This is a genomic window from Nocardia elegans NBRC 108235 (assembly GCF_001612845.1).
Lineage (GTDB): Bacteria > Actinomycetota > Actinomycetes > Mycobacteriales > Mycobacteriaceae > Nocardia > Nocardia nova.
In genome coordinates, this window is the sequence record NZ_BDBF01000069.1 from 1 (window position 1) to 26,562 (window position 26,562).

At 68.4% G+C, this 26,562-nt stretch carries 27 protein-coding genes; 5 read left to right on the forward strand and 22 right to left on the reverse strand.

Annotated elements, in window-relative coordinates; genetic code table 11:
• A partial coding sequence (locus NE2_RS31820; RefSeq protein ID WP_157110988.1) for an AAA family ATPase occupies positions 1 to 1,048 on the reverse strand: 1,048 nt, incomplete at its 3' end.
• 123 nt (positions 1,049 to 1,171) lie between these two features.
• Here NE2_RS31820 and NE2_RS31825 point away from each other — a divergent pair.
• Complete coding sequence (locus NE2_RS31825) at positions 1,172 to 1,600, forward strand: nitroreductase family deazaflavin-dependent oxidoreductase (RefSeq protein ID WP_063032168.1); 429 nt, start codon at positions 1,172 to 1,174, stop codon at positions 1,598 to 1,600.
• 49 nt (positions 1,601 to 1,649) lie between these two features.
• Here the strand turns inward: NE2_RS31825 and NE2_RS31830 are convergent, their stop codons facing one another.
• From NE2_RS31830 to NE2_RS31855, 6 genes are all read right to left on the reverse strand, one after another.
• Positions 1,650 to 2,924: an MFS transporter gene (locus NE2_RS31830; RefSeq protein ID WP_063032121.1), complete on the reverse strand. Its 1,275-nt coding sequence runs from the start codon at positions 2,922 to 2,924 to the stop codon at positions 1,650 to 1,652.
• The gene (locus tag NE2_RS31835) at positions 2,921 to 4,030 is read right to left on the reverse strand and encodes a PLP-dependent cysteine synthase family protein (RefSeq protein ID WP_063032123.1); all 1,110 of its coding nucleotides are present in this window, start codon (positions 4,028 to 4,030) and stop codon (positions 2,921 to 2,923) included. The genes NE2_RS31830 and NE2_RS31835 overlap by 4 nt, the downstream gene beginning before the upstream one ends.
• A 97-nt stretch (positions 4,031 to 4,127) precedes the next feature.
• Positions 4,128 to 4,523 (reverse strand): putative copper homeostasis (lipo)protein LpqS, encoded by a 396-nt coding sequence (gene lpqS / locus NE2_RS31840; RefSeq protein ID WP_063032125.1) that lies wholly within the window; start codon positions 4,521 to 4,523, stop codon positions 4,128 to 4,130.
• Positions 4,524 to 4,844: 321 nt separating this feature from the next.
• Positions 4,845 to 5,453 (reverse strand): sigma-70 family RNA polymerase sigma factor, encoded by a 609-nt coding sequence (locus NE2_RS31845; RefSeq protein WP_063032127.1) that lies wholly within the window; start codon positions 5,451 to 5,453, stop codon positions 4,845 to 4,847.
• Positions 5,454 to 5,930: 477 nt separating this feature from the next.
• Positions 5,931 to 6,131: a hypothetical protein gene (locus tag NE2_RS31850; RefSeq protein ID WP_036504209.1), complete on the reverse strand. Its 201-nt coding sequence runs from the start codon at positions 6,129 to 6,131 to the stop codon at positions 5,931 to 5,933.
• Positions 6,132 to 6,324: 193 nt separating this feature from the next.
• The gene (locus NE2_RS31855; protein WP_063032129.1) at positions 6,325 to 7,515 is read right to left on the reverse strand and encodes a zinc-dependent alcohol dehydrogenase; all 1,191 of its coding nucleotides are present in this window, start codon (positions 7,513 to 7,515) and stop codon (positions 6,325 to 6,327) included.
• Positions 7,516 to 7,640: 125 nt separating this feature from the next.
• Here NE2_RS31855 and NE2_RS31860 point away from each other — a divergent pair, with 125 nt between their 5' ends.
• Complete coding sequence (locus tag NE2_RS31860) at positions 7,641 to 8,012, forward strand: hypothetical protein (RefSeq protein ID WP_063032132.1); 372 nt, start codon at positions 7,641 to 7,643, stop codon at positions 8,010 to 8,012.
• Between the two features lie 4 nt (positions 8,013 to 8,016).
• Here the strand turns inward: NE2_RS31860 and NE2_RS31865 are convergent, their stop codons facing one another.
• Positions 8,017 to 8,466, reverse strand: a complete 450-nt coding sequence (locus NE2_RS31865) for an STAS domain-containing protein (protein ID WP_063032134.1) — start codon at positions 8,464 to 8,466, stop codon at positions 8,017 to 8,019.
• A gap of 235 nt (positions 8,467 to 8,701) precedes the next feature.
• Positions 8,702 to 8,875 (reverse strand): CsbD family protein, encoded by a 174-nt coding sequence (locus tag NE2_RS31870; protein WP_063032136.1) that lies wholly within the window; start codon positions 8,873 to 8,875, stop codon positions 8,702 to 8,704.
• A gap of 185 nt (positions 8,876 to 9,060) precedes the next feature.
• On the opposite strand from NE2_RS31870, the gene NE2_RS31875 reads away from it, so the two are divergent.
• Complete coding sequence (locus NE2_RS31875) at positions 9,061 to 9,657, forward strand: Rv1733c family protein (RefSeq protein WP_146165276.1); 597 nt, start codon at positions 9,061 to 9,063, stop codon at positions 9,655 to 9,657.
• A gap of 37 nt (positions 9,658 to 9,694) precedes the next feature.
• Here NE2_RS31875 and NE2_RS31880 read toward each other — a convergent pair whose 3' ends face one another.
• From NE2_RS31880 to NE2_RS31905, 6 genes are all read right to left on the reverse strand, one after another.
• Positions 9,695 to 9,898 carry a DUF8691 family protein gene (locus tag NE2_RS31880; protein WP_030518397.1) on the reverse strand — a complete coding sequence of 68 codons (204 nt, stop codon included), beginning with the start codon at positions 9,896 to 9,898 and terminating at the stop codon, positions 9,695 to 9,697.
• Between the two features lie 62 nt (positions 9,899 to 9,960).
• The gene (locus NE2_RS31885) at positions 9,961 to 10,335 is read right to left on the reverse strand and encodes a PLDc N-terminal domain-containing protein (RefSeq protein WP_030518396.1); all 375 of its coding nucleotides are present in this window, start codon (positions 10,333 to 10,335) and stop codon (positions 9,961 to 9,963) included.
• A gap of 251 nt (positions 10,336 to 10,586) precedes the next feature.
• On the reverse strand, positions 10,587 to 11,324 hold the full coding sequence (locus NE2_RS36475) for a contact-dependent growth inhibition system immunity protein (protein WP_218018704.1): 738 nt from the start codon (positions 11,322 to 11,324) through the stop codon (positions 10,587 to 10,589).
• Between the two features lie 124 nt (positions 11,325 to 11,448).
• A complete protein-coding gene (locus NE2_RS31895; protein WP_063032142.1) occupies positions 11,449 to 13,401 on the reverse strand; it encodes a VWA domain-containing protein in 1,953 nt (650 codons plus the stop codon).
• On the reverse strand, positions 13,398 to 14,792 hold the full coding sequence (locus NE2_RS31900; protein ID WP_063032144.1) for an ATP-binding protein: 1,395 nt from the start codon (positions 14,790 to 14,792) through the stop codon (positions 13,398 to 13,400). Before NE2_RS31900 ends, NE2_RS31895 begins: the two co-directional genes overlap by 4 nt.
• A gap of 49 nt (positions 14,793 to 14,841) precedes the next feature.
• A complete protein-coding gene (locus tag NE2_RS31905) occupies positions 14,842 to 15,195 on the reverse strand; it encodes an STAS domain-containing protein (RefSeq protein WP_146165275.1) in 354 nt (117 codons plus the stop codon).
• A 260-nt stretch (positions 15,196 to 15,455) separates the two neighbouring features.
• Between NE2_RS31905 and NE2_RS31910 the strand changes: the two genes are divergently transcribed.
• Complete coding sequence (locus NE2_RS31910) at positions 15,456 to 16,424, forward strand: TIGR03557 family F420-dependent LLM class oxidoreductase (protein ID WP_063032148.1); 969 nt, start codon at positions 15,456 to 15,458, stop codon at positions 16,422 to 16,424.
• A gap of 77 nt (positions 16,425 to 16,501) precedes the next feature.
• Here NE2_RS31910 and NE2_RS31915 read toward each other — a convergent pair whose 3' ends face one another.
• The 4 genes from NE2_RS31915 to NE2_RS31930 all read right to left on the reverse strand — a co-directional run bounded on the left by NE2_RS31915 (position 16,502) and on the right by NE2_RS31930 (position 21,401).
• Complete coding sequence (locus NE2_RS31915; RefSeq protein WP_233429943.1) at positions 16,502 to 16,948, reverse strand: ATP-binding protein; 447 nt, start codon at positions 16,946 to 16,948, stop codon at positions 16,502 to 16,504.
• A 441-nt stretch (positions 16,949 to 17,389) separates the two neighbouring features.
• Positions 17,390 to 18,748 (reverse strand): TIGR01777 family oxidoreductase, encoded by a 1,359-nt coding sequence (locus NE2_RS31920; protein ID WP_063032172.1) that lies wholly within the window; start codon positions 18,746 to 18,748, stop codon positions 17,390 to 17,392.
• Positions 18,749 to 18,820: 72 nt separating this feature from the next.
• Positions 18,821 to 20,341 (reverse strand): class I adenylate-forming enzyme family protein, encoded by a 1,521-nt coding sequence (locus NE2_RS31925; protein ID WP_063032174.1) that lies wholly within the window; start codon positions 20,339 to 20,341, stop codon positions 18,821 to 18,823.
• Positions 20,342 to 20,429: 88 nt separating this feature from the next.
• On the reverse strand, positions 20,430 to 21,401 hold the full coding sequence (locus NE2_RS31930) for a phosphotriesterase family protein (protein WP_063032150.1): 972 nt from the start codon (positions 21,399 to 21,401) through the stop codon (positions 20,430 to 20,432).
• A 188-nt stretch (positions 21,402 to 21,589) separates the two neighbouring features.
• Between NE2_RS31930 and NE2_RS31935 the strand changes: the two genes are divergently transcribed.
• Complete coding sequence (locus NE2_RS31935; RefSeq protein ID WP_063032176.1) at positions 21,590 to 22,150, forward strand: QsdR family transcriptional regulator; 561 nt, start codon at positions 21,590 to 21,592, stop codon at positions 22,148 to 22,150.
• A gap of 13 nt (positions 22,151 to 22,163) precedes the next feature.
• On the opposite strand, the gene NE2_RS31940 is transcribed toward NE2_RS31935, so the two are convergent.
• The 3 genes from NE2_RS31940 to NE2_RS31950 all read right to left on the reverse strand — a co-directional run bounded on the left by NE2_RS31940 (position 22,164) and on the right by NE2_RS31950 (position 26,227).
• Positions 22,164 to 23,561, reverse strand: coding sequence for an ABC1 kinase family protein (locus tag NE2_RS31940; RefSeq protein WP_063032152.1), 1,398 nt, complete (start codon positions 23,559 to 23,561; stop codon positions 22,164 to 22,166).
• Positions 23,562 to 23,738: 177 nt separating this feature from the next.
• Complete coding sequence (locus NE2_RS31945) at positions 23,739 to 24,761, reverse strand: alpha/beta hydrolase (protein ID WP_063032154.1); 1,023 nt, start codon at positions 24,759 to 24,761, stop codon at positions 23,739 to 23,741.
• 239 nt (positions 24,762 to 25,000) lie between these two features.
• Positions 25,001 to 26,227, reverse strand: a complete 1,227-nt coding sequence (locus NE2_RS31950; protein WP_063032156.1) for an esterase/lipase family protein — start codon at positions 26,225 to 26,227, stop codon at positions 25,001 to 25,003.
• Between the last annotated feature and the right edge of the window lie 335 nt (positions 26,228 to 26,562).

Sequence of the window (26,562 nt, forward strand, 5' to 3'; positions counted from 1 at the left end):
AGGCGCGGCGGTCGGCGTCGGCGGGACCGTCGAGCGCGGCCGCCAATGCGCGGTGCGCGGCCACTCGCTGTCCCAGCGGGGCTCGCTGGTACACGGCGGCCCGGATCAGCGGATGGCGGAAGGCGATCGTCTCCGCCGTCTCGCCGCGCACCAGCAGTCCTGCCTCCTCGGCCGGGGCCAGATCGTCGATTCCGGCGCCGACGGCCGCCGCGGCGCGCAATACCGCCGACAATTCGCCGGACTCCTCGGCCGCGACGATCAACAGCACGTCCTGCGTCGACTTCGGCATCCGGCTCACCTGGCCGTGGAAGGCCAGCTGCAAGCGATCGGTCAAGGCCAGCGCGGCGGGATGGGCCGCGCCGGGACCCTCGCCGCGGGTGGCATCGGCCAATTCGAGCAATGCCAGCGGATTGCCCTGTGCCTCGGCCAGGACCTGCCGGCGTACCCCGGCGGGCAGTTCGCGACGGTCGAGCAGCGCGCCGGCGGCCTCGGAGTCGAGCCCGGCGATGCGGCGTTCGGGCAGATCGGCGGCCCGGGCGAACGCGGCACCGTCGCGGGCGGCGAGGATGATCACGACCCCCTCGGCGTATAGCCGCCGGGCCGCGAACAGGATCGTGTCCAGTGAGGCACGGTCGAGCCACTGCGCATCGTCGATCAGGCAGACCAGCCCGGTATCGCCGGCGTATTCGGTGAGCAGCGACAACACCGCCAATCCGACCAGCATCGCATCGCCGCCGGGATCGTCGCCGAGTCGCAGGGCCGCCTCCAGCGCCGCCCGCTGGCGCACCGGCAGGGCGGGCAGATGTGCCAGCGCCGGCCGCAGCAGCAACTGCAATCCCGCGAACGGAAGTTCTGCCTCGATTTCCACCCCCGCGCCGCGCAGCACCCGCAGGTCGCCGCTGAGGTCGGCGGCGTAGTCGAGCAGGGCGGTTTTACCGATTCCGGGTTCGCCGCGCAGGACCAGCCAGCCGCTCTCCCCCGCGCGGGCCCGGTCCAGCAGGGCGGCGATCGCCGCGGTATCGGCCGCGCGCCCGTACAGCTCAGCCATAGGACCGCGGGGTGGCGGCCGCCACGAAATGGATCACGAACACCGGACCGATGATCGCATACCGCGCATCACCGGTATTCCCACGTGCGCGCCTCCCGCCGCGGCCGCCGGTTCGACAGCAGAATGCAGCTCATGAGCGATTGGAACACCGCGATCATCGAGGAATTTCGAGCCAACGAGGGCCGCGTCGGCGGCGATTTCGAGGGCGCGCCGATGGTGCTGGTGCATCACCGCGGCCGCAAATCCGGCCGCGAACTGGTGACACCGATGATGTACCTGGCCGACGAGGAGAACCCCGACGCCATCTATGTTTTCGCGTCCAAGGCCGGGGCTCCGACCAATCCGGACTGGTACTACAACCTGACCACCGCCGGGTCGGCGGAGATCGAACGCGGCACCGACCGCTATCCGGCGTCGGTGACCGAGGTGACCGGTGAGCGCCGCGACCGGATCTTCGCCGAACAGGCCCGCCGCTATCCCGGATTCGCCGGCTACGCCCGCAAAACCGAAGGCATCCGCACCATTCCGGTGCTGGAACTGCGACGCGCATGACCGGTCCGGTACTCGTCCGCGGCTGCGGACGAGTACCGGCCACCGCCGATCAGGCGGATTCGCGCACCGACTCCGTCGAAACAGCTTCTTCGTCAAGGGATTGCGCGCGTGCCGTCCGCTCGAGCACGGCCAGCGCGACGGCCGCGAGCGCCCCGATCGCGGCGAAGCCGCCCCACACCAGCGCGTCGAGTCCGGCCGACCGCGCGGCGTCGACCACCACGCCGGTGACGAGGTTGCCGGTCAGGATCCCGACTCCGACCACCGTGTTGTACAACCCGTAGTGCGTGGCCACCAGTGTGCCTCCGGACAGCGAGACCACCGTATCCATTTCGAACGGGAAGACCGCCGCGGTCCCGACCGCCAGAATCGCCGCCGAAATCAGCAGCGCCGCAACGGCAGCCACCGTGCCGAACGGCCGCGGCCCCGGTATCAGCAGCAGCGGCAGGAAGGACGCGGCCAGCACGCTCATGCCGGCCACGAGGCCGCGGCCGGTCCCCCACCGGCGGCGAAACCATGCGGTGATGCGCAGCTGCCCGGCCACCGCGACCACCCCCGACACCACGAACAACGCCGAAGTCAACGCCTGCGCGTGGGCGGGGCTCAGATATTCGGCCTGCAACGGCAGCGCCAGATAGACCTGGAACGACAGCACGTACGAGCCGATCATCGCGACGGCGAAGGCCAGGAATCGCCGGTTGGCGAGTACGGTCCGCCAATCCTCGAGCACCGTCGTGCGCACCGCGGGATCGCCCGCCCGCCGCGGCGGCAGCGCGAACAGTTGCGCGAGCGTCAGCACCGCGAAGACCACGGCGGCCGCCGCGGCGGTCACCCGGAAGTCGGTGACCAGCAGGGCGAGCCCGGCCAGCGGACCGACGAGGATACCGGCCTGGTAGAAGATGTTGAAGACCGCGAATGCCTCGACCCGTCGTTCACCGGTCTCCGCGGCCAGATACGCGCGCACCGCGGGATTGAACAGCGCACCCGCGAAACCCGTTGCGGCCGAGGCGATCAGCAGCATCGGCAGGGAGGTGGCGAAGATCAGCAGGGCGAATCCCGCCGTGCGCAGCAGACAGCCCGCCACGATGAGCGGTTTGTAGCCGAGCCGGTCGGCGAGCGTGCCGCCGACGAGGAACATGCCCTGCTGGGAGAAGTTGCGCACGCCCAGCACCAGCCCGACCGCCCACGCCGCCAGACCGATCGGCCCGGCGAGATATCCGGCCAGGTACGGCATGAGCATGTAGAAGCCCAGATTGATGCCGAACTGGTTGATCATCAGCAGCCGAGCCGCCGGGTCGAAGCTACGGAATCGGGCGAGGAGACTCATGCGGCGGGCTCCGGGTCGAAGGTGCGGGGGTCGACGACGGTGGTGCAGCGAGTCCACGAGGTCACCACTCGCTCGGCGGGATGGCCGATCGTGTCGGGTTCGACGGGTGGATCGGCATCGAGCAGACCGTGTTCGTCGCAGTAGGCGTCGTTGTAGACGGTGTCGGCGTAGCGATGCGGCCCATCGGGAAAGACCGCGGCGATCCGGGTGCCGGTGTCGTGCACGCGCGCGGCCCAGCCCGCCACCAGCGCCACCGCGCCGACACTCCAGCCGCCGCTGGCGTGATGGGTGGCGGCCAGCGTCCGGCAGGCCCACACCGCCTCGGCCGGTGCCACCCAATGGATTTCGTCGAAGGCGGCGTAGTCGACGTTGCGCGGATGGATGCTCGAGCCCAGCCCACGCATGAGGCGCGGCCCGGCCGGCTGACCGAAAATCGTCGAGGACACGGTATCGACGCCGATCAGCCGCAGCCGCGGATTGTTCCGGCGCAGCACCCGCGCCACGCCCGCGGAATGTCCGCCGGTCCCGACCGCGCACACCAGCACGTCGACGCGGCCCAATTGCTGCACCATTTCCAGGGCCAGCGATTCGTAGCCGTCCACATTGTCGGGATTGCTGTACTGGTCAGGACTCCAGGCCTCCGGTTCGGCGGCCAGTAGAGCCGCGACCCGATCGCGGCGCGCCTGTTGCCAGCCGCCGGCCGGATGCGGCTCGGTGACCGTCTCCACCTGCGCGCCATAGGCCCGCAGCAGTCGCACCACCATCGGTTCCATGCCGGGGTCGGTGACCACGGTCACCGGATGCGCATACACCATCCCCGCCAGCGCGAGACCCAATCCCAAGGTGCCGCTCGATGATTCGACGATGCGCGCACCGGGGCGAAGGTCGCCGCGATGTTCGGCGCGCCGCACCATGTGCAACGCCGGGCGGTCTTTCATACCGCCCGGATTGGCGCCTTCGAGTTTGGCCCAGAAGCCGCGACCGCGACCGCTCAGTGGTTCACCGATCCACAGCACCGGTGTATTGCCCACCAGACCGCGCGGGCGCTGCGCCGGGATCGGTGCTGCCGGAATCGGCTGCGGGTGGTCGAGCACGATGTCGTCCATGACTGTCGCTTTCGGTATCTCCGCCCGGTGCGGGCGGTACGGATGCGGGCAGCGGACACCGGCCGCCGGCATGAGCCGGCGCCCTGTCGCTGACCGATCAGCGGCGGGCGATACCGAAACGCGTCAGAATGTCGCGACCGGTGCGCGGCGGCGGGCCCGGCGGTCCGCGCACGGCCGTCGCGAGAAAATGCCACGTGGCGGCGGTGGCGGGCTCCACCGCAGCCCACAGCTGGCCGGGTGGCCAGAGTTTCGCCGGATCGGCCGGGAGCACCGAGTCCAGCACCATGTGCCGGTCGTGCGCACAGCAGTCGTCCCAGGCGGGCAGATGGGAACCGAGGTGGACGAGTGCCGATTTCGCGGCGGCGGAGGAGACAGCGGCGCCGGATGTCTCCCCCTCGGCGACCGTGCAATCGGTATGCAGCACGACGAGAGTGAGGAGGAAGACGAAGATCAGGGCCGCGACACCTCGCCGCGGCCGGAGCACGGAACTCACCGCGTCCGCACCCGCCGCTCGAGCGCCCGCAGCAGCGAACAGGCATGGTGCCGGGGCACGGGCCGGGTCGGACACCGATCCACCAACCCAGCCTCCTCACCGCGAGTGTCTTTGCCGCACAACACCTTCGCACGACGCTGCCGAACACCGAACCGGTGGCAGTCCCAGCAATGGGGACCGCCACCGTAGCCTTAACATCTACTACTTATGTACGTAACTAGTAGATCCTAGCCGTCGAGAAGGCGGGCGCCGCCAGCGAAGCAGCACCTCGCAATATACCCCTAGGGGGTAGAAATACCAACTGCCGGGAAGCGGCTGCGCTCACTTCTTCTCGTCGCGCGCGTTCTCCGAAAGTCTGGAACCGAGCGTTTTCAATCCGGCCCGGATGCGGGCCTTCGCGGTAGGCAGCGGGATACCCAGATCCTGCGCCACCTCCGGATACGTGCGGCCACCGTAGAACGCGAGCAGGATCGCCTCCCGCTGCCGATGCCCCAGCCGGTGTACCTCCCCCGCGACGGACCGCTCGTCCAGCCGCTGCGTCACCTCGTCGAACACCACATCGCATTCCGGCTGATACTGATTGCGACCGAACGCGCGCTCCCGGTCCGCCAGCGATTGCTCCGAGCGCACCCGGTCGACCGCACGCCGGTGCGCGAACATCATCAGCCAGGCCATCGGGCTGGCCCGCCCGGCGTCGTATTCGCCGGCCGCGGCCCACGCCTGCAGATAGACCTCCTGGCTCACCTCCTGAGCCAATCCGGGGCTGCGCAGAATAGCGGTCAACCGTGCCATCAGGCGGGAATTGGTGCTGCGATAGAAGGCAGCGAAGGATTCGGCGTCCCCGGCCGCGGACTTGTGCAGCAAGGTAGCCAGCTCCGCTGCGGTGATGGTGGTCGAACTACTCTGACGGTAACGCTGATCGATGTCCATCGCACACCGTTTCGTTTCGCGGGATAGTCGTTACCTGCGGCGAGAATCGACTTCGTTGCCGAACCGCCCTGTTCAATCCTTGCGCCACCGAGCGCCGATGCTCGCGGCCGAACGCGTGATACCCGATCCGAACCGCTGGAACCGGCCGATTGGTGCCGTCACAATCAACGACATATCTAGCATCGAGAGCTGAGTGCCAGATGTTAACCACAAAAATGGAACAATCTCGAGAAGGTCGAAATTCCGCGATCGGAGCAGCCGCGGCGACGGAGATTCCCGAGGGCTTCTCGGGCTTCGCCCCGGCACCTCCTGAGGCGTGAATCCGAGCCCGAGGGTTGTCACACCTGCCCCACGCCATGCCGCGGAGACCGTGCCCTGCTCGGCGACTGAAGACATCGCGATGTGCGGATCCCGGCAGCCGCGTAGGCCGGATCATCGATCCGGCCTACGCTGTCGAGTCCGTCGTGGCGATTCGGGTCAGCGACCGCCGTGGCTGTGCTGACCGCCGGCCTGCTTGGCCGCGGTCGGCTGCGCCTGGGCACCCTTGCGCCCGGCTTCGTGCGGATCGGCGGCGTTGCGCCGGCCGAAGCTACCCGTGCTGGCCTGTCCGCCGCGACGAGCCTGTTCCTCGGTGTCGCTGCGGTTGCCGAACTGTCCGGGATTGTTCTGGTCGGCCATTGCGGACCTCCTTCGCAGTAGGGACTTCTTCGATCGCGACCGGCGTACTGCCCGGCCACATCAGAGGCTCTACCCGAGCCTCCCGGGGCTATGCGCCGAGATCTCGACCGATTGCGAAAGCACTGGTCGGGCGCGGAAATATCTTGCGGCACCGGGCAATTCGAACACGGAGGCCGAGGAACCACCGCCCCGATCACGCGGCCGCCGGGTCGAGCACCACCTTCACCATGCCGTCGGCCTTGCGCTGGAAGTCGTGATACACCCGCGGCGCCTCCGACAGCGGAAGTCGATGGGTGGCAAAGGTTTCCACCCCCAGCGGATCACCGTCCTGCAGGAGCGGAAGGATGTCACCCACCCACCGCTTGACGTTGGCCTGACCCATCCGCAGCTGAATCTGCTTGTCGAACAGGATGCGCATCGGCAACGGGTCGGCCATGCCGCCGTAGACCCCGGACAACGAGATCGTGCCGCCGCGCCGCACGATGTCGATGGCGCTGTTCAATGCCGCGAGCCGGTCCACACCGACGGTGTCCATCAGCTTCTGCGACACCATCGCCGGCAGATAGCCGGCCGAGCGCTGCGCCATTTTCGCGACCGGTGATCCGTGCGCCTCCATACCCACCGCGTCGATCACACTGTCGGGGCCCCGCCCGTCGGTGCGGTCGCGGATCACATCCCCGATCGAGGCGCCGACCTGTTCCGGATCGACCACCTCCACACCGCGATCGGCCACCCGGCGCAATCGTTCCGGCACCCGGTCCACACCGATCACCCGGTATCCGCGATGGGCGGCGATCCGGCACGCCATATCCCCGATCGGCCCCAGCCCCAGCACCGCCACCGAGCCGCCGTCGGGCACGCCGGCGTATTCCACCGCCTGCCACGCCGTCGGCAGTACATCCGACAGATACAGGAAGCGGCTGTCGTCGGGGCCGGCCGGAATCGGGATGTGGGTGAAATCGGCGTGCGGAACCCGCAGGTACTGCGCCTGAGCGCCCGGCACCTGCCCGTAGAGCTTGGAATATCCGAACAAGGCTGCGCCACTGCCGTATTCGCGCACCTGGGTGGTCTCGCACTGCGTCGGCAACCCGGTATCGCACATGACACAGTGCCCGCAGGCGATCTGGAACGGCACCACTACCCGGTCACCCACCGACAGCGACCGCACTTCCGAGCCGACGTCGACCACCACCCCGATCGGCTCGTGGCCGAGCACATCACCGGCACTCATATACGGGCCGAGCACCTCGTAGAGGTGCAGATCGGACCCGCACACACCCGAGGAGGTCACGGCGATGATGGCATCGGTCGGTTCCTCGATCCGCGGGTCGGGCACCTCGTCCACCGAAATCTTGCGGCGACCCTGCCACGTCACTGCTTTCATCGTGTCACCTCGATCTGCATGTGTGCTGGATACGGCCACCGTCGGCCTACCCGCCGCCCGGATGACCAAACGAACGGGCGCGCCGCCGACGGTTTGCGGCAGGCGATCGGGGGCACGCGAAGCACATGGCTGGAAACGAATCCGACGAAGACCTGCTCACCTCGACCGAGGGATTGGATTCCGACGATGTGGGCAACGACGACGGCGACGAGATCGTGGAACCGCCCGACGACTGGTCGGGCGTCGACAGCTACGGCATGACGGCCGGTGAGCAGCGCACGGAACGGCCACTCTCCCAACGTCTTGCCGAAGAGGAACCCGATGTGGGGACGAGTCCGCCGGCCGAGCCGGCGCTTCCGGAATCCGGTGCGACCGAAGGCCTGGATTCGATCCGCACCGGATCACCCGGGGGCGCCAGTGACACCGAGGCCGTAGCGGAGATCGTGCGGCGCGAATCCGGCACCGACGACTCCTACTTCCCGCTGCCCGACGAGTAACGGCTCACCCCGGGGTGGCGGCGATCGTGGACCCGGCCGCGTCGTACATGGCGCGGCTGACCGCGCTCACGACGGTCGAATGGATCGGCAGTTGCCGGGTCAGGGAATCCAGCGCGGCAATCCGCATGATCGTCGATGACTGGGTGACCAGACAGAGATGTACCCCAGCGGCGCGATAATGCTCGGCCTCCCGCGCCAGCGCCAGCAGGGCGCGCCAGGACAGGAAGCCCAGGCAACTGGTGTCTATCACGACGATGCGCACGCCGCTTTCGGCAGCGGAACGTATGCGTTCACTCCACCCGGGCATGGTGTAGCTGTCGGCCTCGCCGCGAAACGACAGCACCAGCGCGGGGCCGCGGGTGCGCACGACAGCGGTGAGGCGCGCCTCGGCAACCTGCGAGGTGCCGGGTTCGCCGGCAGGGGCTACTGGACGTAATTCGGCGCTCGAGCTCATTCAGGTCTCCAACCGGAGCCGAGGGCAACGGGCGCAAGCCCGCTGCGGGCGTCCTACCACATGAAGACCGACCCGCGCTTTCCTTCATAACAGAGACGGAGCAGTCTGTACAGCCGAAACGGCGAAACCGCAGCTCGAGCGGGTGCGCAGCGAGAACCTCGAGAACGAGACGGGGCCCGGACCGGGTGCATTCGCTGCACCGGTCCGTGCCCCGGGACGAGATGACCGGACGAGATCAGTGGTCGAAAGCGTCCTTGACCTTCTCGCCCGCGTCCTTCAGGTTCGACTTGGTCTGATCGGCCTTGCCCTCGTTCTTCTTGTCCGGATCACCGGTGGCGGCGCCCAGTTTCTCCTTCGCCTGCCCGGCGGCGTTCTCGAGCTTGTTCTTGGCCTTATCGACGGCACTCATACCGTGCTCCTTCCGAGTTGCCGGACCACCCGCACGATTGCGGGTCGCATCGATGCGATAGCCACGCAGGTTCGAGTCAAACCTGCCGCCGGACGTGGCGAAGATCCACCTCGAACGCCGTTTACCCGGGTCGCGAACGGCTATCCTGCGAGCGTGCCTCTGCCGGTCGTGGTGGGAGAGTGAAGATGGTGTGTACTACCTTCGCGGTACTACGGGCCGGGCGACTCGCGCCCTGGACCCGCTCGCCGTTGATGCGCCGCGACGATCGCTTCGAGCAGGCGCTGCGCCTCGCCCTGCTGCTGGGCGCGCTCGCCGCCGTCCTGCTGGCCGCCGCCGCCGGCACCGCCCAGTATCGGACCGAACTCGCCTCCATCCACGCCGACAACGCCACGAAATCCGCTGTCACAGCGGAGGTTACGAGCGATCCGATCCGGATGCCGGCACCCAGCGGCATGTTCGCCGACCAGCTACGCGCCGAGGCGCAGTGGACCCGGGACGGTCATCCGGGCCAGGGGATGGTCGATGTCGACGGCACGACGCATCGCGGCGACCGAATTCTGTTGTGGCTCACGGCACAAGGTGATCCGACCACACCGCCGGTCGCCGACGACGCCGCGGTCGCCAAGGGCATCGCCACCGGCACGGCCGCTCTGCTCGCATGCTGGGCGCTGGCCTACGGACTGGCCCGGTGTGCCGGTTACGCGCTGGATCGGCGCCGGGCCGCCGAATGGGAACGCGAATGGCGGCGGATCAGCCCGCAGGTGGGACACGGCCACTCCTGAGCGCTGACTTCGGCCGAGAGCCGTCGCCCCCGTGGCCTCAATCCGGCAGGCGGCGCATCTCGATCAACGTCAGTCCCAGGGCATCGATGCGGGCCAGCACGCTGCGCATCGCGGTGTAGTCCTCGAGCGGGCCGAACAGCGCGGTGGTGCCGGGCGCTGCCACGCTACTGCGGGCCAGTTCGGGAAATTCGGCGCAGATGTCGCCGGACAGCTCCCCGGCGACGATGAATTCGTAGCGCACCGCACCGCCTCTCGATCCCCTGTGCCGTGCGGTGGGCGCAGGCACCCCGTCGTCGCCGCGGCTCAGGCCAGGGCGCGGCTCTTCAGCTGCTCGAACTCCTGCGCGGTGATCGTGCCCTCGTCGAGGAGCCGTTTGGCATCGGCGATCTGCGTGGCTGTATTGGTTCCGGCCACCTCCTTGATGTAGGCGTTCTGCGCCTCCTCGGTCTCCTTCGCCGCCCGGGCCGAACGCTGCGCCATACCGCCGCCACGCACGATCAGATAGACGAGCGAGGTGAGCAGCGGCAGCACGAACATGAACACCACCCACACCGCCTTCACCCAGCCCGACGTGCCGCGATCCCGGAACAGATCGGTGAAGATCCAGAACAGCAGCATCAGATACGCGGCGAACGCGAAACTCATGATGATCAGCCAGAACACATCCCACACGGGCATGACGTCTCCTCGATGACAGCGTCCGGCTTCCTCCGAACGGCTTCCCGCGACCGTGCTTCCACTGGGGCGGCAACCACCGCGGTACGCCGACCAGTTCACGCCTCGGACCCCGTGCGACGCTTCACCCGTTGCGGGTGAGCTCGTGCGCGACGCCCATTTCTACGGCCGCGGCATGCGAGCCGCCAGACCGTACCGGACCCGCGACGCCCGTCGGACTACTCACGGGCCGGCCTGTTCATCGGGCGATCCGTTCAGTCTTCACCGGGCAGGTCGGCGAGGAAATCCGTTACAGCGCTCCATATTTCCTCGTGTGGTGCGCCGTGCTGGGTCAGATCGCCCAGGTCTCGCACAGTGTCGACGATGTGTCGTATACGAATCAGCGCGACGGGATCCTGCGCCCAGTGTTCCCGGTCGACTCGCAGGGTTGCGACCAGCAGGTCACCCGGAAACAGATCGCCCGCGAGCAGCGGATCCCAGTTCAGCCGGGCCAGCACGCGCGGCAGCAGTACGCCGACACCTCCGCGTTGCCGCAGAAGGCAGCGCATATCCTCGACGGTCAGATCGCCGATCGGCTTGCGCCGCAGTTCGTCGACGGTGCGCATCAGGGCGGTCGCATCCGCCGGCAAGGCCGGCCACACGTCGTCTTCGAACTGTTCCACCGACAGGTCCTCGTCGGCATCCGCGCACACTGTCCACCTCCCGGCTTCGTGCCGGAAGAACAGGACGGCGACGTTGTCCGGTGCGTGGGTGATGCGCGCGAGGGCCACATCGCCGTAGACGCGGATACCCGACACCTCGAAAGCGGGCGCACCGATCGGATCGACCGGCGGCCCGGCGTAGTCCGGATCGGACACGTCGTCCAGGAATTGTTCGGCTTCTTCGGCGCACATCAACGCCGCCATCTCGCGAGGAATCCCGCGCTCGGTCGCCACCCAGAACTCGGTGATCAGCTCCGAGATCACCGACGCGTCGTCCACCGAAGATCTCATGCCGACATCCTGCCCCGCATCGCCGACCGGACTCCTGCCCGTGATGGGAAACCCGCACGTCGCTGGGCTCACGGCGGCGACGCGAGCGGCGCCATCGCGAACCGCAGCATTCGCCCTGTCGACGCTATCGGCGCCGCCCACTCAGGTAGTCCGACACCACTGCCGCACCCAGGCCGTCGAGATCCGGGGCGATGACGCGGCCGCCGCTGCGGCGTGCCATCAGGTCGACGAACGCGGCGAGCCTGGGGTTTTCGCCGAGGATGAACACCGAGACCGACGCACCGAGCTTCGCGAGGACGTCGACCTGGGCCATGGTCACCGCGAGGGTCCGCGAGTCGGGCGGCCAGTTGAAATACGAGCTGCCGTCGGGTTCCAGGTGGGCGGTGGGCTCGCCGTCGGTGACCACCAGAACCACCGGCACCGCGTCGGGGTGGCGGCGCAGGTGGCGGGCGGCGAGCAACAGGGCGTGGTGCAGGTTGGTGCCCTGTTCCCAGACCGCTTCCAGTCCGGTCAGTTCCGCGATGTCGACCGTGGTGGCGTGGCGGCCGAAGGTCACGACTTCCAGTGCGTCGGAACGGAATCGGGTACTGATCAGCTGATGCAGCGCCAGGGCGGTCCGCTTCATCGGCAGCCAGCGTCCGTCCTGCACCATCGACCACGACGTGTCGACGCACAGGGCCACCGCCGCGCGAGAGCGCTGATCGGTTTCGGTGATCTCGACATCCGAGACCGACAGCGACACCCGGCGGCTACCCGTCGACGCCGACCGAAGAACCGCGTTGCGGACGGTCTTCGACACATCCCACGGTTCGGTGTCGCCGAAGCGCCACGGCCGCGTCGCGCCCGTGGGTTCGCCGGCCGCCCCGGCCGTCACCGTCTCCCGCTGTCCTCGCTGAGCGCGCAACCGCCCGATCACATCGCGCAGCGCCACCTCACCGAGACGGCGTAATGCCTTGGGCGTCAAGCGAAGCGACCCGTCGGGGGCGCGTTCGAACAGCCCCTGGCGGCGCAGTTCGCGTTCCAGCTCGGCCAGCCGCGCGGCGTCGACGGCGGCGTCGGCACCGAGCTGACGGCTGAGGGCGTCGAGGTCGATATCCTCGAGCCGGGCGCCGGGATAGGACTGGCCGAGTTGTTCGGCCAACGCGTCCATTTCGGCCAGATCCTGCATCGCCTGTGCGCCCTCGCCGAGACCGAGCGGGTCCTGGCCCCGGAACCGCTGCCCCGAATCCCAGTCCTCACCCGGACGCAGCGCGCGCAGCGCGGCATCCAGCGCCGAAACCTGTTCGGCGATACGCGGATCGCCGAAGGCCTGGCCGATCAGTTCGCTCAACTCCGCCTGCTGCTGCGGCGAGAGCGAATTCATCATCCGCTGCGCGGCGGCCGCCCGCGCCGCCAGCGCGTCGATCAATTCCTCGGTGTTGCGGGGGTTTTCGGGAAAGAACTCGCCGTGTTCGGCCATGAACTCCGCGAACTGCCGCTCGGTGTTCTCGCCGCGGGCGTGGGCGGCGAGCAGCTGGTTCAGATCCGACATCATCTGCCGCACCCGCTCGACATCCTCGGGCGTGGCATGCTCGAGCGCCTGCTTCATTCCCTGGAAGCGGGAGTCGAGCAGTTCGCGGCCGAGCAGTTCCCGTATCTGCTCGTAGTTGGCGCGCCCCGTCTCCGAGCGCCACTGATAGTCGGCGAGTTCGGTCACCGCGGCGGCGGTACTCGACGGCAGCGCGTCGAGTTGCGCCTCGGCGAAGCGGGCATCATCGGCCGGGTCGGGGAACAGCGCGGTGCGTTCGGCCTCCAATGCCTGGTCGAGCAGTTCCCGCACCTGCTGCAAGGTGCCGTCGAGGCGGTGCTGCCGGGTGAGCTCGGCACGGCGTTGCCACAACCGCCGGGTCAGCTCGTCCAGCCCGGGCGTGCGGCCGGTGCCGCGGCGCAGCAGCTCCTCCAGGGCGGTGCGCGGGGAGCTGCCGTCCATCACGTCGCGGCCGATGGAATCCAGCGCCTCCCGGAGATCGACCGGCGGCGCCAGCGGGTCGGGACCGTCGTGATAGGGGCCGTAGGAGTAGCGGTCGGGGGTCGTCATGAGCCGTAGGTCGCTGTGCCGTCGTCGGAGTCCTTGGCCAGCTGACGACTCAAATACAGTGACTCCAAAGCGAATTCGACGGCCGCGGCGATACGCGCCGGCGAATCGGTCGACTGGGTGCCGAGCCGCTCGGCCACCCGCGCCAGCACCGGCAGCTCGGGCAGCGCCGAGAGCACCTCCTGGCCCGGCACCCGTTCGCCGGTGGTGACCGGATGGCCAGTGCTCACCGCCTCGGCCAGCGGCCGCAGATCCACCCCGGCCAGCCGCCGGCGTGCCGTCTCGGCGAAGGCGCGCCGCAGCAGATGGGTGAGGTGCTCGGTTTCGCGGCCCTCCTCGCCGGATTCGAATTCCACCTTGCCGCGCAGCACCGCGGGCACCGACTCCAGGTCCACCGGCCGGGCGACGGCGGGATGTTCACCGGTCAGCGCGGTCCGGCGCAGTGCGGCGGCGGCCACGGTTTCGGCAGCTGCCACCGCGAAGCGCGCCGAGACACCGGAGCGCTGATCGACCGCCGGCGATTCCCGCAGCTGGCGAACGAAGCGGGCCAGAACCTCGAGCAGCGGATCGCCGACCTCGGCGACCAACTCGGCCTCCTGGCGCACCAGCGCGGTCTCGGCCTCCACGTCGAGCGGATAGTGGGTGCGGATCTCGGCGCCGAACCGGTCCTTGAGCGGAGTGATGATGCGGCCGCGGTTGGTGTAGTCCTCCGGGTTGGCGGTGGCGACCAGCAGCACGTCCAGCGGCAGCCGCAGCGTGTAACCGCGCACCTGGATGTCGCGCTCCTCCATCACGTTCAGCAGCGCGACCTGGATCCGTTCGGCGAGGTCGGGCAATTCGTTGATGGCGACGATGCCGCGGTGGGCGCGCGGGACCAGCCCGAAGTGGATGGTTTCCGGATCGCCCAGGCTGCGGCCCTCGGCCACCTTCACCGGGTCGACATCGCCGATCAGGTCGCCGACCGAGGTGTCGGGCGTTGCGAGCTTCTCGGCGTAGCGTTCGCTGCGGTGACGCCACGCCACCGGCAGGTCGTCGCCCAGTTCGGCCGCGAGTCGCCGGCCCGCCGGGCTGATCGGCGCCAGCGGATGTTCGCCGAGTTCGGCGCCGTCGATCACCGGCGTCCATTCGTCGAGCAACCCCACCAGGGTGCGCAGCAGCCGGGTCTTGCCCTGGCCGCGCTCGCCGAGCAGGACCACGTCGTGGCCGGCGAGCAGCGCCCGCTCCAGTTGCGGGACGACGGTGCGGTCGAAGCCGACGATGCCGGGCCACGGATCGGTCCCGGATCGCAGTGCGGCGAGAAGATTCTCGCGGATTTCGGATTTCACCCCGCGCGGCTGATAACCGGCGGCGCGCAGTTCGCCCGCGGTGGCGGGCAGATGCTGAGGAACACTCACCCCAGCGACGCTACGACGATCTTGCGAGTCCGACAACGATTGTGTCGGCTCACTTCGCGGCGGCAGGCGGGGCGGGCAGGCTGTGCAAGGCGCCGACCACGGTGGAATGGATGGGCAATTCGGCGGTCAGCGGGTCGACCGCCGCCATCCGCGCGATCGTCGGCATGCGGCTGACCAGGCAGATCGCGACACCACGTCGACGCTGGTCGGCGGCTTCCTCGGCCAACACGACCAGTGCGCGCCAACCCAGGAAGCCGAGCCCGCCGGTATCCACGACCAGCGGCCCGCCGTGGGCTGCCGCGAGCGCCGCACCCTCGTGTACGAGGCGGCGCCAATCATCGAGAGTGCACGCATCGGCCTCGCCGCGCACCGACAGGACGACCGCGGCACCGTGGGTGCGCATGATCGCACTGAGCCGGGCCTCGGGGCGACCCGGGACGGGAAGGGAACGGTGATGACCGATTCGGAATGTGGCGTTCGTCTTCATGTGCGATCTCCCAGGCGAAATCGACATGTGCAGTGCCCCGCTTTTTCGAGGCAAATCCCGCTGTCACCTTTCTAACAAAGACGAAGCGGTCTGTATAGCCCGTCGGCGTACGGTTGCCGACCGCGACGCTGGGTAGCCGAAAGTCGACTGTCCCACGCATGTGAGGAGCCCCCGCAATGCAGATCGGTTACAAACTGGCATCGGAATCCTATGGGCCGCGCGAACTGATCCGACAGGCGATTCGTGCCGAGGCGGCCGGATTCGACTTCGTGGAAATGAGCGATCACTATCACCCGTGGCTCGACAATCAGGGCCACTCCCCCTTCACCTGGACGGTCTTCGGCGCCATCACCGAACGCACCGAACGCATCCGCCTGGTCACCGGCGTCACCTGCCCCACCGTCCGGTATCACCCGGCGATCGTGGCGCAGGCCGCGGCCACCTTGGCGCTGGTGTCGGACGGACGCTTCGATCTCGGGGTCGGCTCCGGTGAGCGGCTCAACGAACATGTGGTGGGCCGGGAGTTCCCGCCGATCGATATCCGCCAGCGCATGTTGCGCGAGGCCCTCGAGATCATCCGGCTGCTCTGGCGCGGCGGGTATCACACGTATCGCGGTGAGTACCTGTCGATTTCGGATGCGCGGGTGTTCGATCTGCCCGAGCGGATGCCCGACATCATCGTCGCCGCCGGCGGCCCCGACGCCGCCCGCCTCGCCGCCGAACTCGGCGACGGGCTGTTCGCGACCGACCCCGAAGCGCAGATCGTCGACACCTATCGCGGCGCCGGCGGGCGCGGCGGCGGCTACGCCGAGGTCGGAATGGCCTGGGCCCCCGACGAACAGACCGCGGCGCAGGCCGCATTGGACACCACCCGCTGGGCACTCACGGGATGGAAGGTGATGAGCGAGTTGCCGAATCCGGTGAATTTCGCCGCGGCGACCACCACCGTGCGGCGCGACGATATTCTCGAACAATTCGCGTGCGGTTCCGATCCGAAACGCTATCTGGAAGTCGCGCAGCAATATGTGAATGCCGGATTCGATCATCTGGTGATGCAGAACGCCGGACCCGATCCGGAAGGATTCATCGACTTCTATCACAGCGAACTCGATGCCCCCCTGCGCGATTTGACTCCGGCGAGCTGAAATTCGACGGTCGGCGCGCCACTCGAGGGTCCGGCAATACGATTGCCGGACCCTCGCCGTGCCCCGTGCGGTGATACTCAGGCGGTGTTACCGTGCCGGCGCAACCGCCGGAATTCCACCGTCACCGGATAACCGGCCACCGCCGAATCGAAGGGTGCCGTCGTGGCCTCGAGCGAGTCCGTGATGGAGGTCAGCACATGCCAGCCCAGTCCGTCCCGGTGCAGCGCCTCCGGCGTGACCGCTACCGCGGTCACCGCCACCGACATCCGGTCACCGTCGTAGCCGAAATCGCATTCGATCGACGATCCGGGCACGGCGCGTTCGATCAGCGCGGTGGCGATCTCGTCCAGCGCCACCCGGATATCGGTCACCTCGTCGAGTGCGAATTCGGCCATCAAAGCGACCGTTTCGGCCAGAGCGCGCAGCATGAGCAACTGGCGCGCTTGCGCGAGTACTCGCACGCCGACGGCCGAACCCGCAGGCGTCGGGTCCGCCGACGGCGAAATCCACTCGCTCAAGGACACGTCCTCTCCTTCCGCCCCGCAGGCGCGTCTCGCATTTTCCGCTCGTCGTCGCCGATACCCGGGGATCCGGGGAACCAAACGTCTGCCGGGAACCGAGTCGGCGGGGGTTCGCGATTGACGCCGAGATCGCCGGGTACCCGCAGGCCGAGCGGGTATACGCCGTTCCGGGTGCGCACGAGACTCCCGATGCCGACACCCCGCCCGGCCGCATTCCGGACGATCCTCGGCCTGGTGTCCGCCGGGGCCGCGGTGACGCTCGCCCTGCTTGGCATTTATCCGCGAAACAGGTTGAGGGACAATACTTCTCGGCCATCCGCGGCGGTGATGGCGGTGCGGCATGGACTGCACCGGTTGCACAGCGGGCACCTGGGCGACTACGCGGCGTGGCTGGTGTTCGGCTGCGCGGCCGTCATCGGACTGCTATGGGTGGGGTGAGGCGGTCTACTCCCCCGGCGTCTCGAGCCGGCCCAGCACATGCCGCAGCGCCGGTTCGAGACGGTCGGTGCGGAAGTGATGGCCGGTGGCCAGCAGCCGGGCCGGCTCCACCCGCTGGCTGGCCGCGGCCACCTCCCGCGCGCCCTGCCCGCCCAGCAGCAACGCCGGACCGACCTGTGGCACCGGCAGAATCGCGGGCCGGTGGACGACGCGGGCCAGCGTGCGGGTGTATTCGGCGTTGCGGACCGGATGCGGTGCCACCGCGTTCACCGGGCCCGACAGGGTGCTATCCCACAGCGCGCGGTGATAGATGTCGATCATGTCGTCGATGCCGATCCACGACATCCACTGCCGCCCACCGGCGATCGGTCCGCCCAATCCGGCACTGAACAACGGACGCAACAAGCGCAGCAGCCCGCCGGCCGGCGACTGCACCAAACCGGTGCGCACCCGCACCACCCGGACCCCGGCCTCGCGGGCGGGCCGATCGGCGTCCTCCCAGGCCGAGACCACCTCGGCCAGAAATCCGTCACCGGCCGGACTGTCCTCGGTGAGCACGCGATCGCCGAGGTCGTAGCCGTAGTAGCCGATCGCCGAGGCCCCGACGAAGGTCGGCAATCCGGCTCGCGCGGCCAGCTCCGCGAGCGCGCGCGTGGGTCCTACGCGGCTGTCGCGCACGCGGCGTTTGTGCTCGTCGGTGAACCGGCCCGCGATCGGCGCCCCGGCCAGATGGATCAGCGCGTCCACTCCGTCCAGCAGATCGGCGGCGGGCGCGGCCGTATCCCACTGCCGCTCGTCGCGTTCGCGCGCGGTCCCGCGCACCAGCCGGATCACGCGATGGCCACCGGTTCGCAGAAATGCGGTCAGGGCCGTCCCGACCAGTCCCGAGGCGCCGGTGATCGCGATGGTCGACGATCGCAGGCCGTTCTCGGCGGCCCGGGCGTGGGCCGCCAGATCACCGGCCAGCTGCCGGTGACGGTATTCGAACATGGGCCGCAGCAGCGCGGCGGGCACGGGCGTATCCACCTCGTCGACGATCCGGGTGCGCCCCGCGTCGACGGCTTCGAAGCCGTGGGTGTGGCGCCACTGCACCACGTGCGCGAAGGCCGAGGCGGGGCCCTCGGCGACGAGTTCGTCGGCGAACCGGTGCGGCGGGTCGTAGGCGACCGGGTCGTGGCGGGCCACCCAGCGCAGGTTGCCGGGCAGTGCCAGTTCGGCGCGCCCGTCCTTCAGCGATCCCGCCTCGCGGACCACCCGCACCGGTTGCCACGGCGGCGCCAGCCTGGTCAGCGCACCGGGCCGGGTGAACCATTCGAAGACCTCGGCCAGCGGAAAGTCCACGACATTCGCCGATTCGAAACCCATGAGGCGGCAGTACCCCCGCCACACCGGCCCGAAACCGCCGGCCACCAGCACCGCCCGGCAGCGTCGCCGTTCTCACCGCAGGGGATCGCCCCACGTCGTCCGCTCCCGCAATGCGGCTTTGAGCAGTTTGCCGCCCGCGTTGCGCGGCAACGGCTCGCTCACCACGGTCACATACTGCGGCACTTTGAAGTCGGCCAGCCGTTCCCGGCAGTGCTCGATCAGAGTGGGGATGTCGAGGCCGCCCGGATCGGAGACCACGACGGCGCCGACCTTCTCCCCCATGACCGCGTCCGGCACGGCGAGTACAGCGGCGTCGGTGACACCCGGCGCCGCGAGCAGGACCGCTTCGACCTCGACGCTGGAGACGTTCTCCCCGCCACGGTTGATGATGTCCTTGATCCGGTCGACGATGTGCACCCGCCCGGCGTCGTCGACGCGGACCACGTCACCGGTGTGCAGCCAGCCGTCGATGATCGTGGCGGCGTCGGCCTCGGGACGATTCCAATAGCAGCCGGTGACATTCGCCCCGCGCACGACCAGTTCGCCGACGCCGGGCTCCTCGCCGAGCGGGGCGATGCCGAGCTGGACGGAGGGCACCGCGTAGCCGACCGAATCGGCGTGGTCGACGGCGTCGCCGTCGGGCAACACCGTCATCAGAGACGCGGTCTCTGTCATGCCGTATCCGTTGAAGACCTGGGCGTTGGGGAACGCGTCTTTCAACGACAGCACCAGCGCCGGCGCGATCGGTGCGCCGCCGTAGCCGACCCAGCGCACCGTGGCGGTGTCCGCGCCGGCGAAGTCGGGGTGCCGCAACATCAGCGCATAGACCGCCGGCACCGTCACCAGGAACGAAATCCGCTCCGTCGACAGCGCGGCGATCAGCTCGGGAACACCGAGCGCCGGCATGATCACCGCGGTGCCACCGAGGTGGACGGCGGTCAGCAGCTGGGAGTTGCAGCCGGTCACGTGGAACAGCGGAACAGAGATCAGCGTCCGCATACCCTCGCCGATATCGCGGGGCAGTCCGATGCAGCGCACCATATTCTCGGCATTGGTCACGAACGCCTCGTGCGTGGTGGGCACACCCTTGGGATGGCCCGTGGTGCCCGAGGTGTAGAAGATCGCCGCGCTATCGGCAGCCGAAAGATCCTGCGTCACAACCGGTTCACCGTCGGGAAGCGGCACGCCGGGAGCGAGGTCGATCCGTGCGCCCGAATCCGCCAGCACGAACTCGACCTCCGGCCCGGCCGAGCGGATGTTGACCGCGACGGCGATTCCGCCCGCCATCACCGTGCCCCAGAAGGCGAGCACCCAGTCGACGCCGGCCGGATACCGCACCGCGACACGGTCTCCGCGTTCCAATCCGGCCGCACGCAGACCGCCGGCGACCCGAGCGGCACGCTCCCACAACTGCCGATAGGTCAGGCAATCCGCTCCGAGTTCGACGACCGCTTCACTCTCGGGCCGCGTCTCCACCTGGGCGCGCAGCATATCCAGCAGCGTCGCCGGGAGGCCGGTGTAATGCGCGACACCGTCACGTTCGGTGATGCCGGTGCGCGGAAAGGGATTGTAGCGGCGCGAAATCTCGATCACCGCGGGTTCGGTTGTCATCAGTGCATCTCCTCGATCGGCCGCGTTCGCACTTCGCCGGGCGCGCAACACATCACGGCCCGCGCAAAGCTCAGGCACCGAAATAGCGGCGCGGGTTGTGGACGAGCATGGTGTCGATCTGCTCGTCGGTGACGCCACGCGCCCGCAGCGCCGGCAGCACGTCGTCGCTGATGTGGGTGAAGTTCCAGTTCGGCACGGCGGCGGCCTTGCCCTCCTCGGAGAACCAGTCGATGAAACACGCCGCGTCGTGGGCGAGGACCATCTTCTCGGCGTACCCTCGCTCGACCAGTCGCACCACGGTGTCGACTCGCTGCTCGAACGGCAGCAAGACGTCGAGTCCGAATCGGTCCATGCCGAGGTAGGAGCCGGCGTCGGCAAGTGCGCACAGATAGTCCAGATCGGTGCTGTCGCCCGAGTGCCCGATGACGACCTTGCCGAGATCCACCCCCTCCTCCGCGAGCACCTTCTGCGCGATCAGGCCGGACTGGTTGTGGACGTTCGTGTGCACCGTGATCGGCGCCCCGGTCTCCACGTGGGCCTGGCCGACCGCGCGCATCACCCGCTCGACTCCGGGCGTCAGGCCCTGTTCCTCGATCGCGCACTTCAGGAATGCGGCCTTCACGCCGGTTCCGGCGATCCCTTCGCGGATGTCCTTGACGAACAGCTCGACCAACGGCTCGGCGACGTCGAACAGCAGGCCCGGGCCGGTGTAGTGGAACTGGAACGGCACCTCGTTGTAGGTGTAGAGACCGGTCGCCACGACGATATTGATGTCGACCTGCTCATTGATCCGCTGGATCCGCGGAATGTAGCGACCGAGCCCGATCACCGTCGGATCGACGATCGTGTCGATGCCGCGTGCGGCGCATTCACGCAACTTCGCGACCGCATCCGCGACCCGCGCGTCCTCATCCCACTGATTCGGATATTCGGGATAGTTCTGCCGCATCTCCTCGCCGAGCACGAAAACGTGCTCGTGCATCAGCACCTTGCCCAGGGCGGCGGTGTCGAGGGGTCCACGGACGGTTTCAACGGTAGACATCGAATTCCTCGGGGTATCGGCGACGAGCAGGACGGCTATGAAGACCACCGGAACAATGTGACCCACGCCATCCTGTGTGAGACACTGCGCAAGTGTGTCTCAGCTTCCTGGATTCGTCAACCCGTCCGATACCGCCGCCGAGTGCGCCGGGTAGGCACGGCGCGCCTCGGTATGAGGAGATGGTGGACATGATCGCTACTTCCGAGGGGCGTCGCGCCGTCGACGCGGCGACGAAGCTGTACCTGGCGGGCGAACAACTCGACATGTCGGTGCTCGCACGCGACCTGGGCATCGGACGCGCGACGCTGTACCGGCACGTCGGCAACCGGGACGACCTCATCGCGACCGTGCTGGCCGAAGCCACCGAACGCACCTACCGCAAGGTCTTCACCACCGCCACGGGATCCGGTGCGGCACTCGTTCTCGACACCCTCGAACGGGTGATGAACGCGGTCGCCGAGTCCGAACCGCTGCGGACGCTCACCAGTCGCGAACCGGCGCTCTTCATCCGGCTCGCGCTGCTCCCCGGCAGGATCGAATCGACGTCGGCGCGCATGGTCGCCGAACTGCTCGACAGCGAACAGCGTCAGGGAAATCTGACGTTGCCCTTGGCCGCCGACGTCCTGGCCGAGGCCATCGTCCGCATTTGCGACGCGCACCTCTACGCACCCCTGCTCGGCGGCGATCGACCACGGATCGACACCGCGCTGGCCATCGTCGCCCTGCTCCTCGGCGAACGCCGGGCGTGAACGACCGGTGAGCTCAGTCGGCGGGCAGTTCGATGCCGTCGGCGGCGACCTTGGCGGCCACCTCCTCGGGGAAGATGTTGCGGAACAGGTACAGATCCTGACCGAGCCGCCAGCCCGGAGCCAGCGCGACGGCATAGCGTTCGAAGTAGCCGAGCTGTTTGCCCATCAGCAGCAACTGCTGCGGGCCCGAGGCGCCCCGGCGTTTGCCGAATTCCACCAGCCGGGCCGCGACCTTGCCCATATCCAGTTTCGCCAGCTTGCCCGACAGCACCGGCGCCAGCGCTGTCGCCAGCTGCCGGCCGATGGTGGCGTCGTCACCGTCGTCGCCGTCGAGCAGATCCAGTTCCCGCAGTGCCCGCGCGACCGGTCGGAAGTCACCGTCGATGGCGCTGGCGTGGAACAGCGCGCGCACGAAGGCGCGCCACTGCGGCGTCATGGTGCCGACGATGCCGAAGTCGAGCATGGCGGCGCGGCCGTCGTCGAGCAGCCAGAGGTTTCCGGCGTGCACGTCGCCGTGGAAAAGGCCGTGCACCACAACACTTTCCACCCATGCCTTGACCAGACGGCGGATCAGCAGCTCGGGGTCGGGATGGGCGGCGCGGATGTCGTCGAAGCGGTCGAGCGGCATGCCGCTCATCCGCTCCATGCACAGCACGCGCGGGCCGCAGTACTCCCAGTACACCTCGGGCACGACCACACCGGTGTTGTCGCCGAAGGCGGCCAGATCGGCCCTCGCCTGCGCCTGATTGCGGGCCTCGTTGCGGAAGTCCAGCTCGGCGACGGTCGTGTCGTACAGATCGCGCACCACGCCTTCGGCATTGGCGATGCGTGCGTTCTCCGAGCGTTTGGTCAGCGCACCGGCAAGCCGGTACGCGGCGCGCAGATCGACGATCATGCGGCGGGCGATGTCGGGGCGCTGCACCTTCAGCACCGCCGGGCGGCCGTCGGCGAGCACACAGGCGTGCACCTGAGCCACCGAGGCGGCCGAGAGCGGTTCGTCGTCGAATTGCCGGAACAGCCGGTCGATCGGGGCGCCGAGATCGGCCTCGATCACCGCGCGGGCGTCGGTGGCCGGAAACGGCGGCACGTCGTCGAGGCAGCGCAGGCACGCGTCGGCGAGTTCGTCCGGAAACGAGGCCGGCGACGAGGCGATGAGCTGGCCGAGTTTGACGAACATCGGGCCCAGCGCCTCGAAACCATCGACCGTGCCGTCGGCCATCGCCCGTCGGCGCTTGGCCGGGCGCAGACCCTCACGCAGGATCCGACGCGTCACCCGGCTGCCGATCGTCGTGCCGATCGCGGCGGTACGCCGGAACTCCGCGAATCCGAATTTCTCCAGCGCCGGTACCGGCTGCGGCGGAGTCGCCCCCGCGCCCGGTCCGGAGGCGGTCTGCGTGGCCGCCGCCGTCACCGCAGGACCCCGCCGGTCACCTGCTCACCTGCCCGAATCATTCGTTGCGACCGTCCCATCGTCGTATCGTTCGTGCACAGTCTACGACTGCCGGGCCACCGTACCGGCCGATGTGACCCGCCGCACCCGAACCGCCCGGCACGCAGCGACGCCACCGTCACGGCGTGACGGGCCGGTTCACGGCGCGATGCCGAGACCCGCGGCGAGTACCGGCCAGGAGCGTTTCAGCGCGTCCTGCCAGTAACCCCACGAGTGTGTGCCCGTGGGTTCGAAGTCGAAGGTCGCCGGAATACCCAACTCTCCCAGACGAGTCGACATATTGTGCGTACACCAGTTCACCGCGGCCTCGATCACCCCGCCGATCACGAGCTGATCCAGATATCCGCGCGGACCGGGCTGCATATGGTCGCCGCCGTACACGTCGTACATACCGGGCACACCGGTTCCGGTGGAGATGAACAGATTCAGTCCCCGCAGCCCATCGGCGTGCACGTACGGGTCGTTGGCCGCCCACATCGGATCGTCGTCGGGGCCGTACATGTTCTCCACATCGCCGCCGCCCCAGGTCTGCACCGCCATCTTGACGAATTCCCGGCCGATCGGATCACTGATCTGCGCACATCCGGAATACGCGGCCACCGACCGATACAGTCCCGGGGCGGCGATCGGCAACTGCAACACCGAGGTTCCCGAGGTCGACAACCCGGCCAGCGCGTTGGCGCCGGTGGTGCGATAGCGCCCGTCGATCAGCGGCGGCAGTTCGGCGGTGAGAAACGTCTTCCATTTGTACACACCGAGTTTCGGATCCGGCGCGCGCCAATCGGTGTAATAGCTCCAGCGGCCCCCGACCGGCTGCACGACGTAGGTCTGCTTCGCGGACAGGAAGCCCGCGACATCGGTGTTGCGCTCCCACGTGGCCGAATCCTGGCCTCCCCCACCGCCGTTGAGCAGATACAGCACCGGCGCGGGCGCCTGGTCGTCGGCGGGCAATTGCACCTTCACCATGATGTCGGTGTTCATCGCCGCCGAATGCACCCGCAACTGCTCGGTGCGCGGATCGAGCCGCCACCTGCCGGTGACCGCCGACCCGTCCGCGGCGACCGGTTCGGGTTGCGCGCCGGCGGGCGCGGCCCCCAGCACCGCGCCCGCCAGCACCAGAACGACGGGAATGATGCTGCCGCGCAACACCTTTCCGAACATGAGAACTCCTTCGTGAACTAACGGATCGCCGCAGACGGGCCGAGACGAAAAGGCCCGCCGGGCGATGCGGTGTGAGGGCATCGCCCGGCGGGCGCACCACCGTGGGTGTGTGCACTCCTGAGCGCGGATACGAGGCCGGCGTGTCCTCGATCCGCGCCGGACCCCACGGCGGCGTGCGGCCCGCCGGAACACGATGGGAATTCAGGGTTTGCGCGTTCCGGCGAGCAGGTCGCCACAACTCAGAGCTTGCCGCCGCCGCCCAGCAGCCACGGGTTGAAACTGCAGGTCAGCACCGGAGCCTGAGCCGGGTCGAGGGCATGCAGGATGATCGACAACACCCGCGGCGAGTACATCATCGTCAGGTGATCCGACAGATCCTGCTCGCATCCGTCCTGCAGGGTGACGTTCTCGACCGTCGCACCGGGCCCGGACCGCAGGAAGGTCAGGTCGTACGGCGTGGTGACCTCGTCGTAGCGGGTGCCGACCACGGTGTAGTCCACACCGGGCATGGTGTCGCCACCGGCATTGAGCTGATTGACGAAATCCGAACCGACCGTCTGCTGGATACCGGAGTGGCCCACGAAGATCTCGACCAGCCCGAGCACGTCGATGCCGAAGTTGTTGATGGCCCGGCCCAGCGCCCCGATACCGTCGAGGGTCGTGCCGTGGTTGGTGGCGCCGAAGGTCATCATGTGATGCACCTTCGCCGCACCACCGTCGAACTTCAGATACCACCGCGACATCGCGCCACCTTGAGAATGGCCGACCAGATTCACCTTCTGCGACCCGGTCGCCGCCAGCACCCGATCCACGAACTGCGCCAACTGCTTCGACGAATCCTGAATCAAACCGGTGCCGTTGGCGCCCGGCAGCACCGATCCGAGACCGCCGCCCTGAATGAGATTGGATTTGCCGTAATTGAACGTGAATACGCAGTAGCCCGCGTCCTTGATGGGCTGACTGACGAAGGAGAAGTTGTCGTAGGCGTTCTCCCACGTCCCGTGCACCAGCACCACCGGTTCCGGATGCGCCGCGGTGGGCTTGCAGTTCCAGTCGTTGGTTCCCGGCGGGGCCACATCCGGATACAGCAGGCCATAGCCGAAAGCGGCCAGGAACGAGCTCTGCGCCGGGCCGTAGCCGATGGTGTCGCTGGAGGTTCCACCCGATGATCCCGAGCTGGACCCGGAACCGCCGTAGCAGTCACCGGAGCCGTTGCCCGAGCCCGCGCCACTGCCCGAGGTGCAGGCCGAACCGGTACCGGCGCTGCCGGTGTCGGCGATCGGGTGGGCGGCGGGATTCTTCAGTCCCTGGTCGATGAAGTCGACCAGTTGCTGCTCCTGCTGCTGATCGTTCGACGCCCCCGCCGGCTCGGCGTCGGCGCCGATCCCCGCGAAGCCCATCATCAACAGCGAAACCCCCACGACGACCGCGGCGCTCAGCGACCTGCGGCGGGTGTTTGGTCTCATGGGTGAACCTTTCGTCAGAACATCGGCGTTCTTTGTTGCGATGCGCGACCGCGAGCCGCGCGGCCGAAACCGATCTCAGACGCTAAAGTCGCTGACGAGCCGCCGATACGGACAACGGCAGTCTCTTCGGAATCTCACGAGACGCCGAACGGACCGCAGTGAAGTTGCACAGCCGGGCGAATTGTCCGGCGACGCCGGAGCTTTTCCCGAATCGGCGCAGTCACAGCAGTAATGCCGAATGTGCCGTGAAATATCCAGCGATACAACCAATTACGACGCAATCACGAACAGATATCGGATTCTCACTGGGAGTTGTCCGTCCGGTCCGGTCCACG

Coding starts and splice junctions, on each gene's coding strand:
- NE2_RS31855 (WP_063032129.1), bottom strand. CDS start 7,515: ATGAAAGCAGTGACGTGGCAGGGTCGCCGCAAGATTTCGGTGGACGAG.
- NE2_RS31870 (WP_063032136.1), bottom strand. CDS start 8,875: ATGAGTGCCGTCGATAAGGCCAAGAACAAGCTCGAGAACGCCGCCGGG.
- NE2_RS31895 (WP_063032142.1), bottom strand. CDS start 13,401: ATGACGACCCCCGACCGCTACTCCTACGGCCCCTATCACGACGGTCCC.
- NE2_RS31865 (WP_063032134.1), bottom strand. CDS start 8,466: ATGAGCTCGAGCGCCGAATTACGTCCAGTAGCCCCTGCCGGCGAACCC.
- NE2_RS31950 (WP_063032156.1), bottom strand. CDS start 26,227: ATGAGACCAAACACCCGCCGCAGGTCGCTGAGCGCCGCGGTCGTCGTG.
- NE2_RS31945 (WP_063032154.1), bottom strand. CDS start 24,761: ATGTTCGGAAAGGTGTTGCGCGGCAGCATCATTCCCGTCGTTCTGGTG.
- NE2_RS31875 (WP_146165276.1), top strand. CDS start 9,061: ATGGTGTGTACTACCTTCGCGGTACTACGGGCCGGGCGACTCGCGCCC.
- NE2_RS31920 (WP_063032172.1), bottom strand. CDS start 18,748: ATGGGTTTCGAATCGGCGAATGTCGTGGACTTTCCGCTGGCCGAGGTC.
- NE2_RS31905 (WP_146165275.1), bottom strand. CDS start 15,195: ATGCGCACCCACGGTGCCGCGGTCGTCCTGTCGGTGCGCGGCGAGGCC.
- NE2_RS31860 (WP_063032132.1), top strand. CDS start 7,641: ATGGCTGGAAACGAATCCGACGAAGACCTGCTCACCTCGACCGAGGGA.
- NE2_RS31845 (WP_063032127.1), bottom strand. CDS start 5,453: ATGGACATCGATCAGCGTTACCGTCAGAGTAGTTCGACCACCATCACC.
- NE2_RS31830 (WP_063032121.1), bottom strand. CDS start 2,924: ATGAGTCTCCTCGCCCGATTCCGTAGCTTCGACCCGGCGGCTCGGCTG.
- NE2_RS31930 (WP_063032150.1), bottom strand. CDS start 21,401: ATGTCTACCGTTGAAACCGTCCGTGGACCCCTCGACACCGCCGCCCTG.
- NE2_RS31935 (WP_063032176.1), top strand. CDS start 21,590: ATGATCGCTACTTCCGAGGGGCGTCGCGCCGTCGACGCGGCGACGAAG.
- NE2_RS36475 (WP_218018704.1), bottom strand. CDS start 11,324: ATGAGATCTTCGGTGGACGACGCGTCGGTGATCTCGGAGCTGATCACC.
- NE2_RS31835 (WP_063032123.1), bottom strand. CDS start 4,030: ATGGACGACATCGTGCTCGACCACCCGCAGCCGATTCCGGCAGCACCG.
- NE2_RS31850 (WP_036504209.1), bottom strand. CDS start 6,131: ATGGCCGACCAGAACAATCCCGGACAGTTCGGCAACCGCAGCGACACC.
- NE2_RS31910 (WP_063032148.1), top strand. CDS start 15,456: ATGCAGATCGGTTACAAACTGGCATCGGAATCCTATGGGCCGCGCGAA.
- NE2_RS31885 (WP_030518396.1), bottom strand. CDS start 10,335: ATGCCCGTGTGGGATGTGTTCTGGCTGATCATCATGAGTTTCGCGTTC.
- NE2_RS31825 (WP_063032168.1), top strand. CDS start 1,172: ATGCAGCTCATGAGCGATTGGAACACCGCGATCATCGAGGAATTTCGA.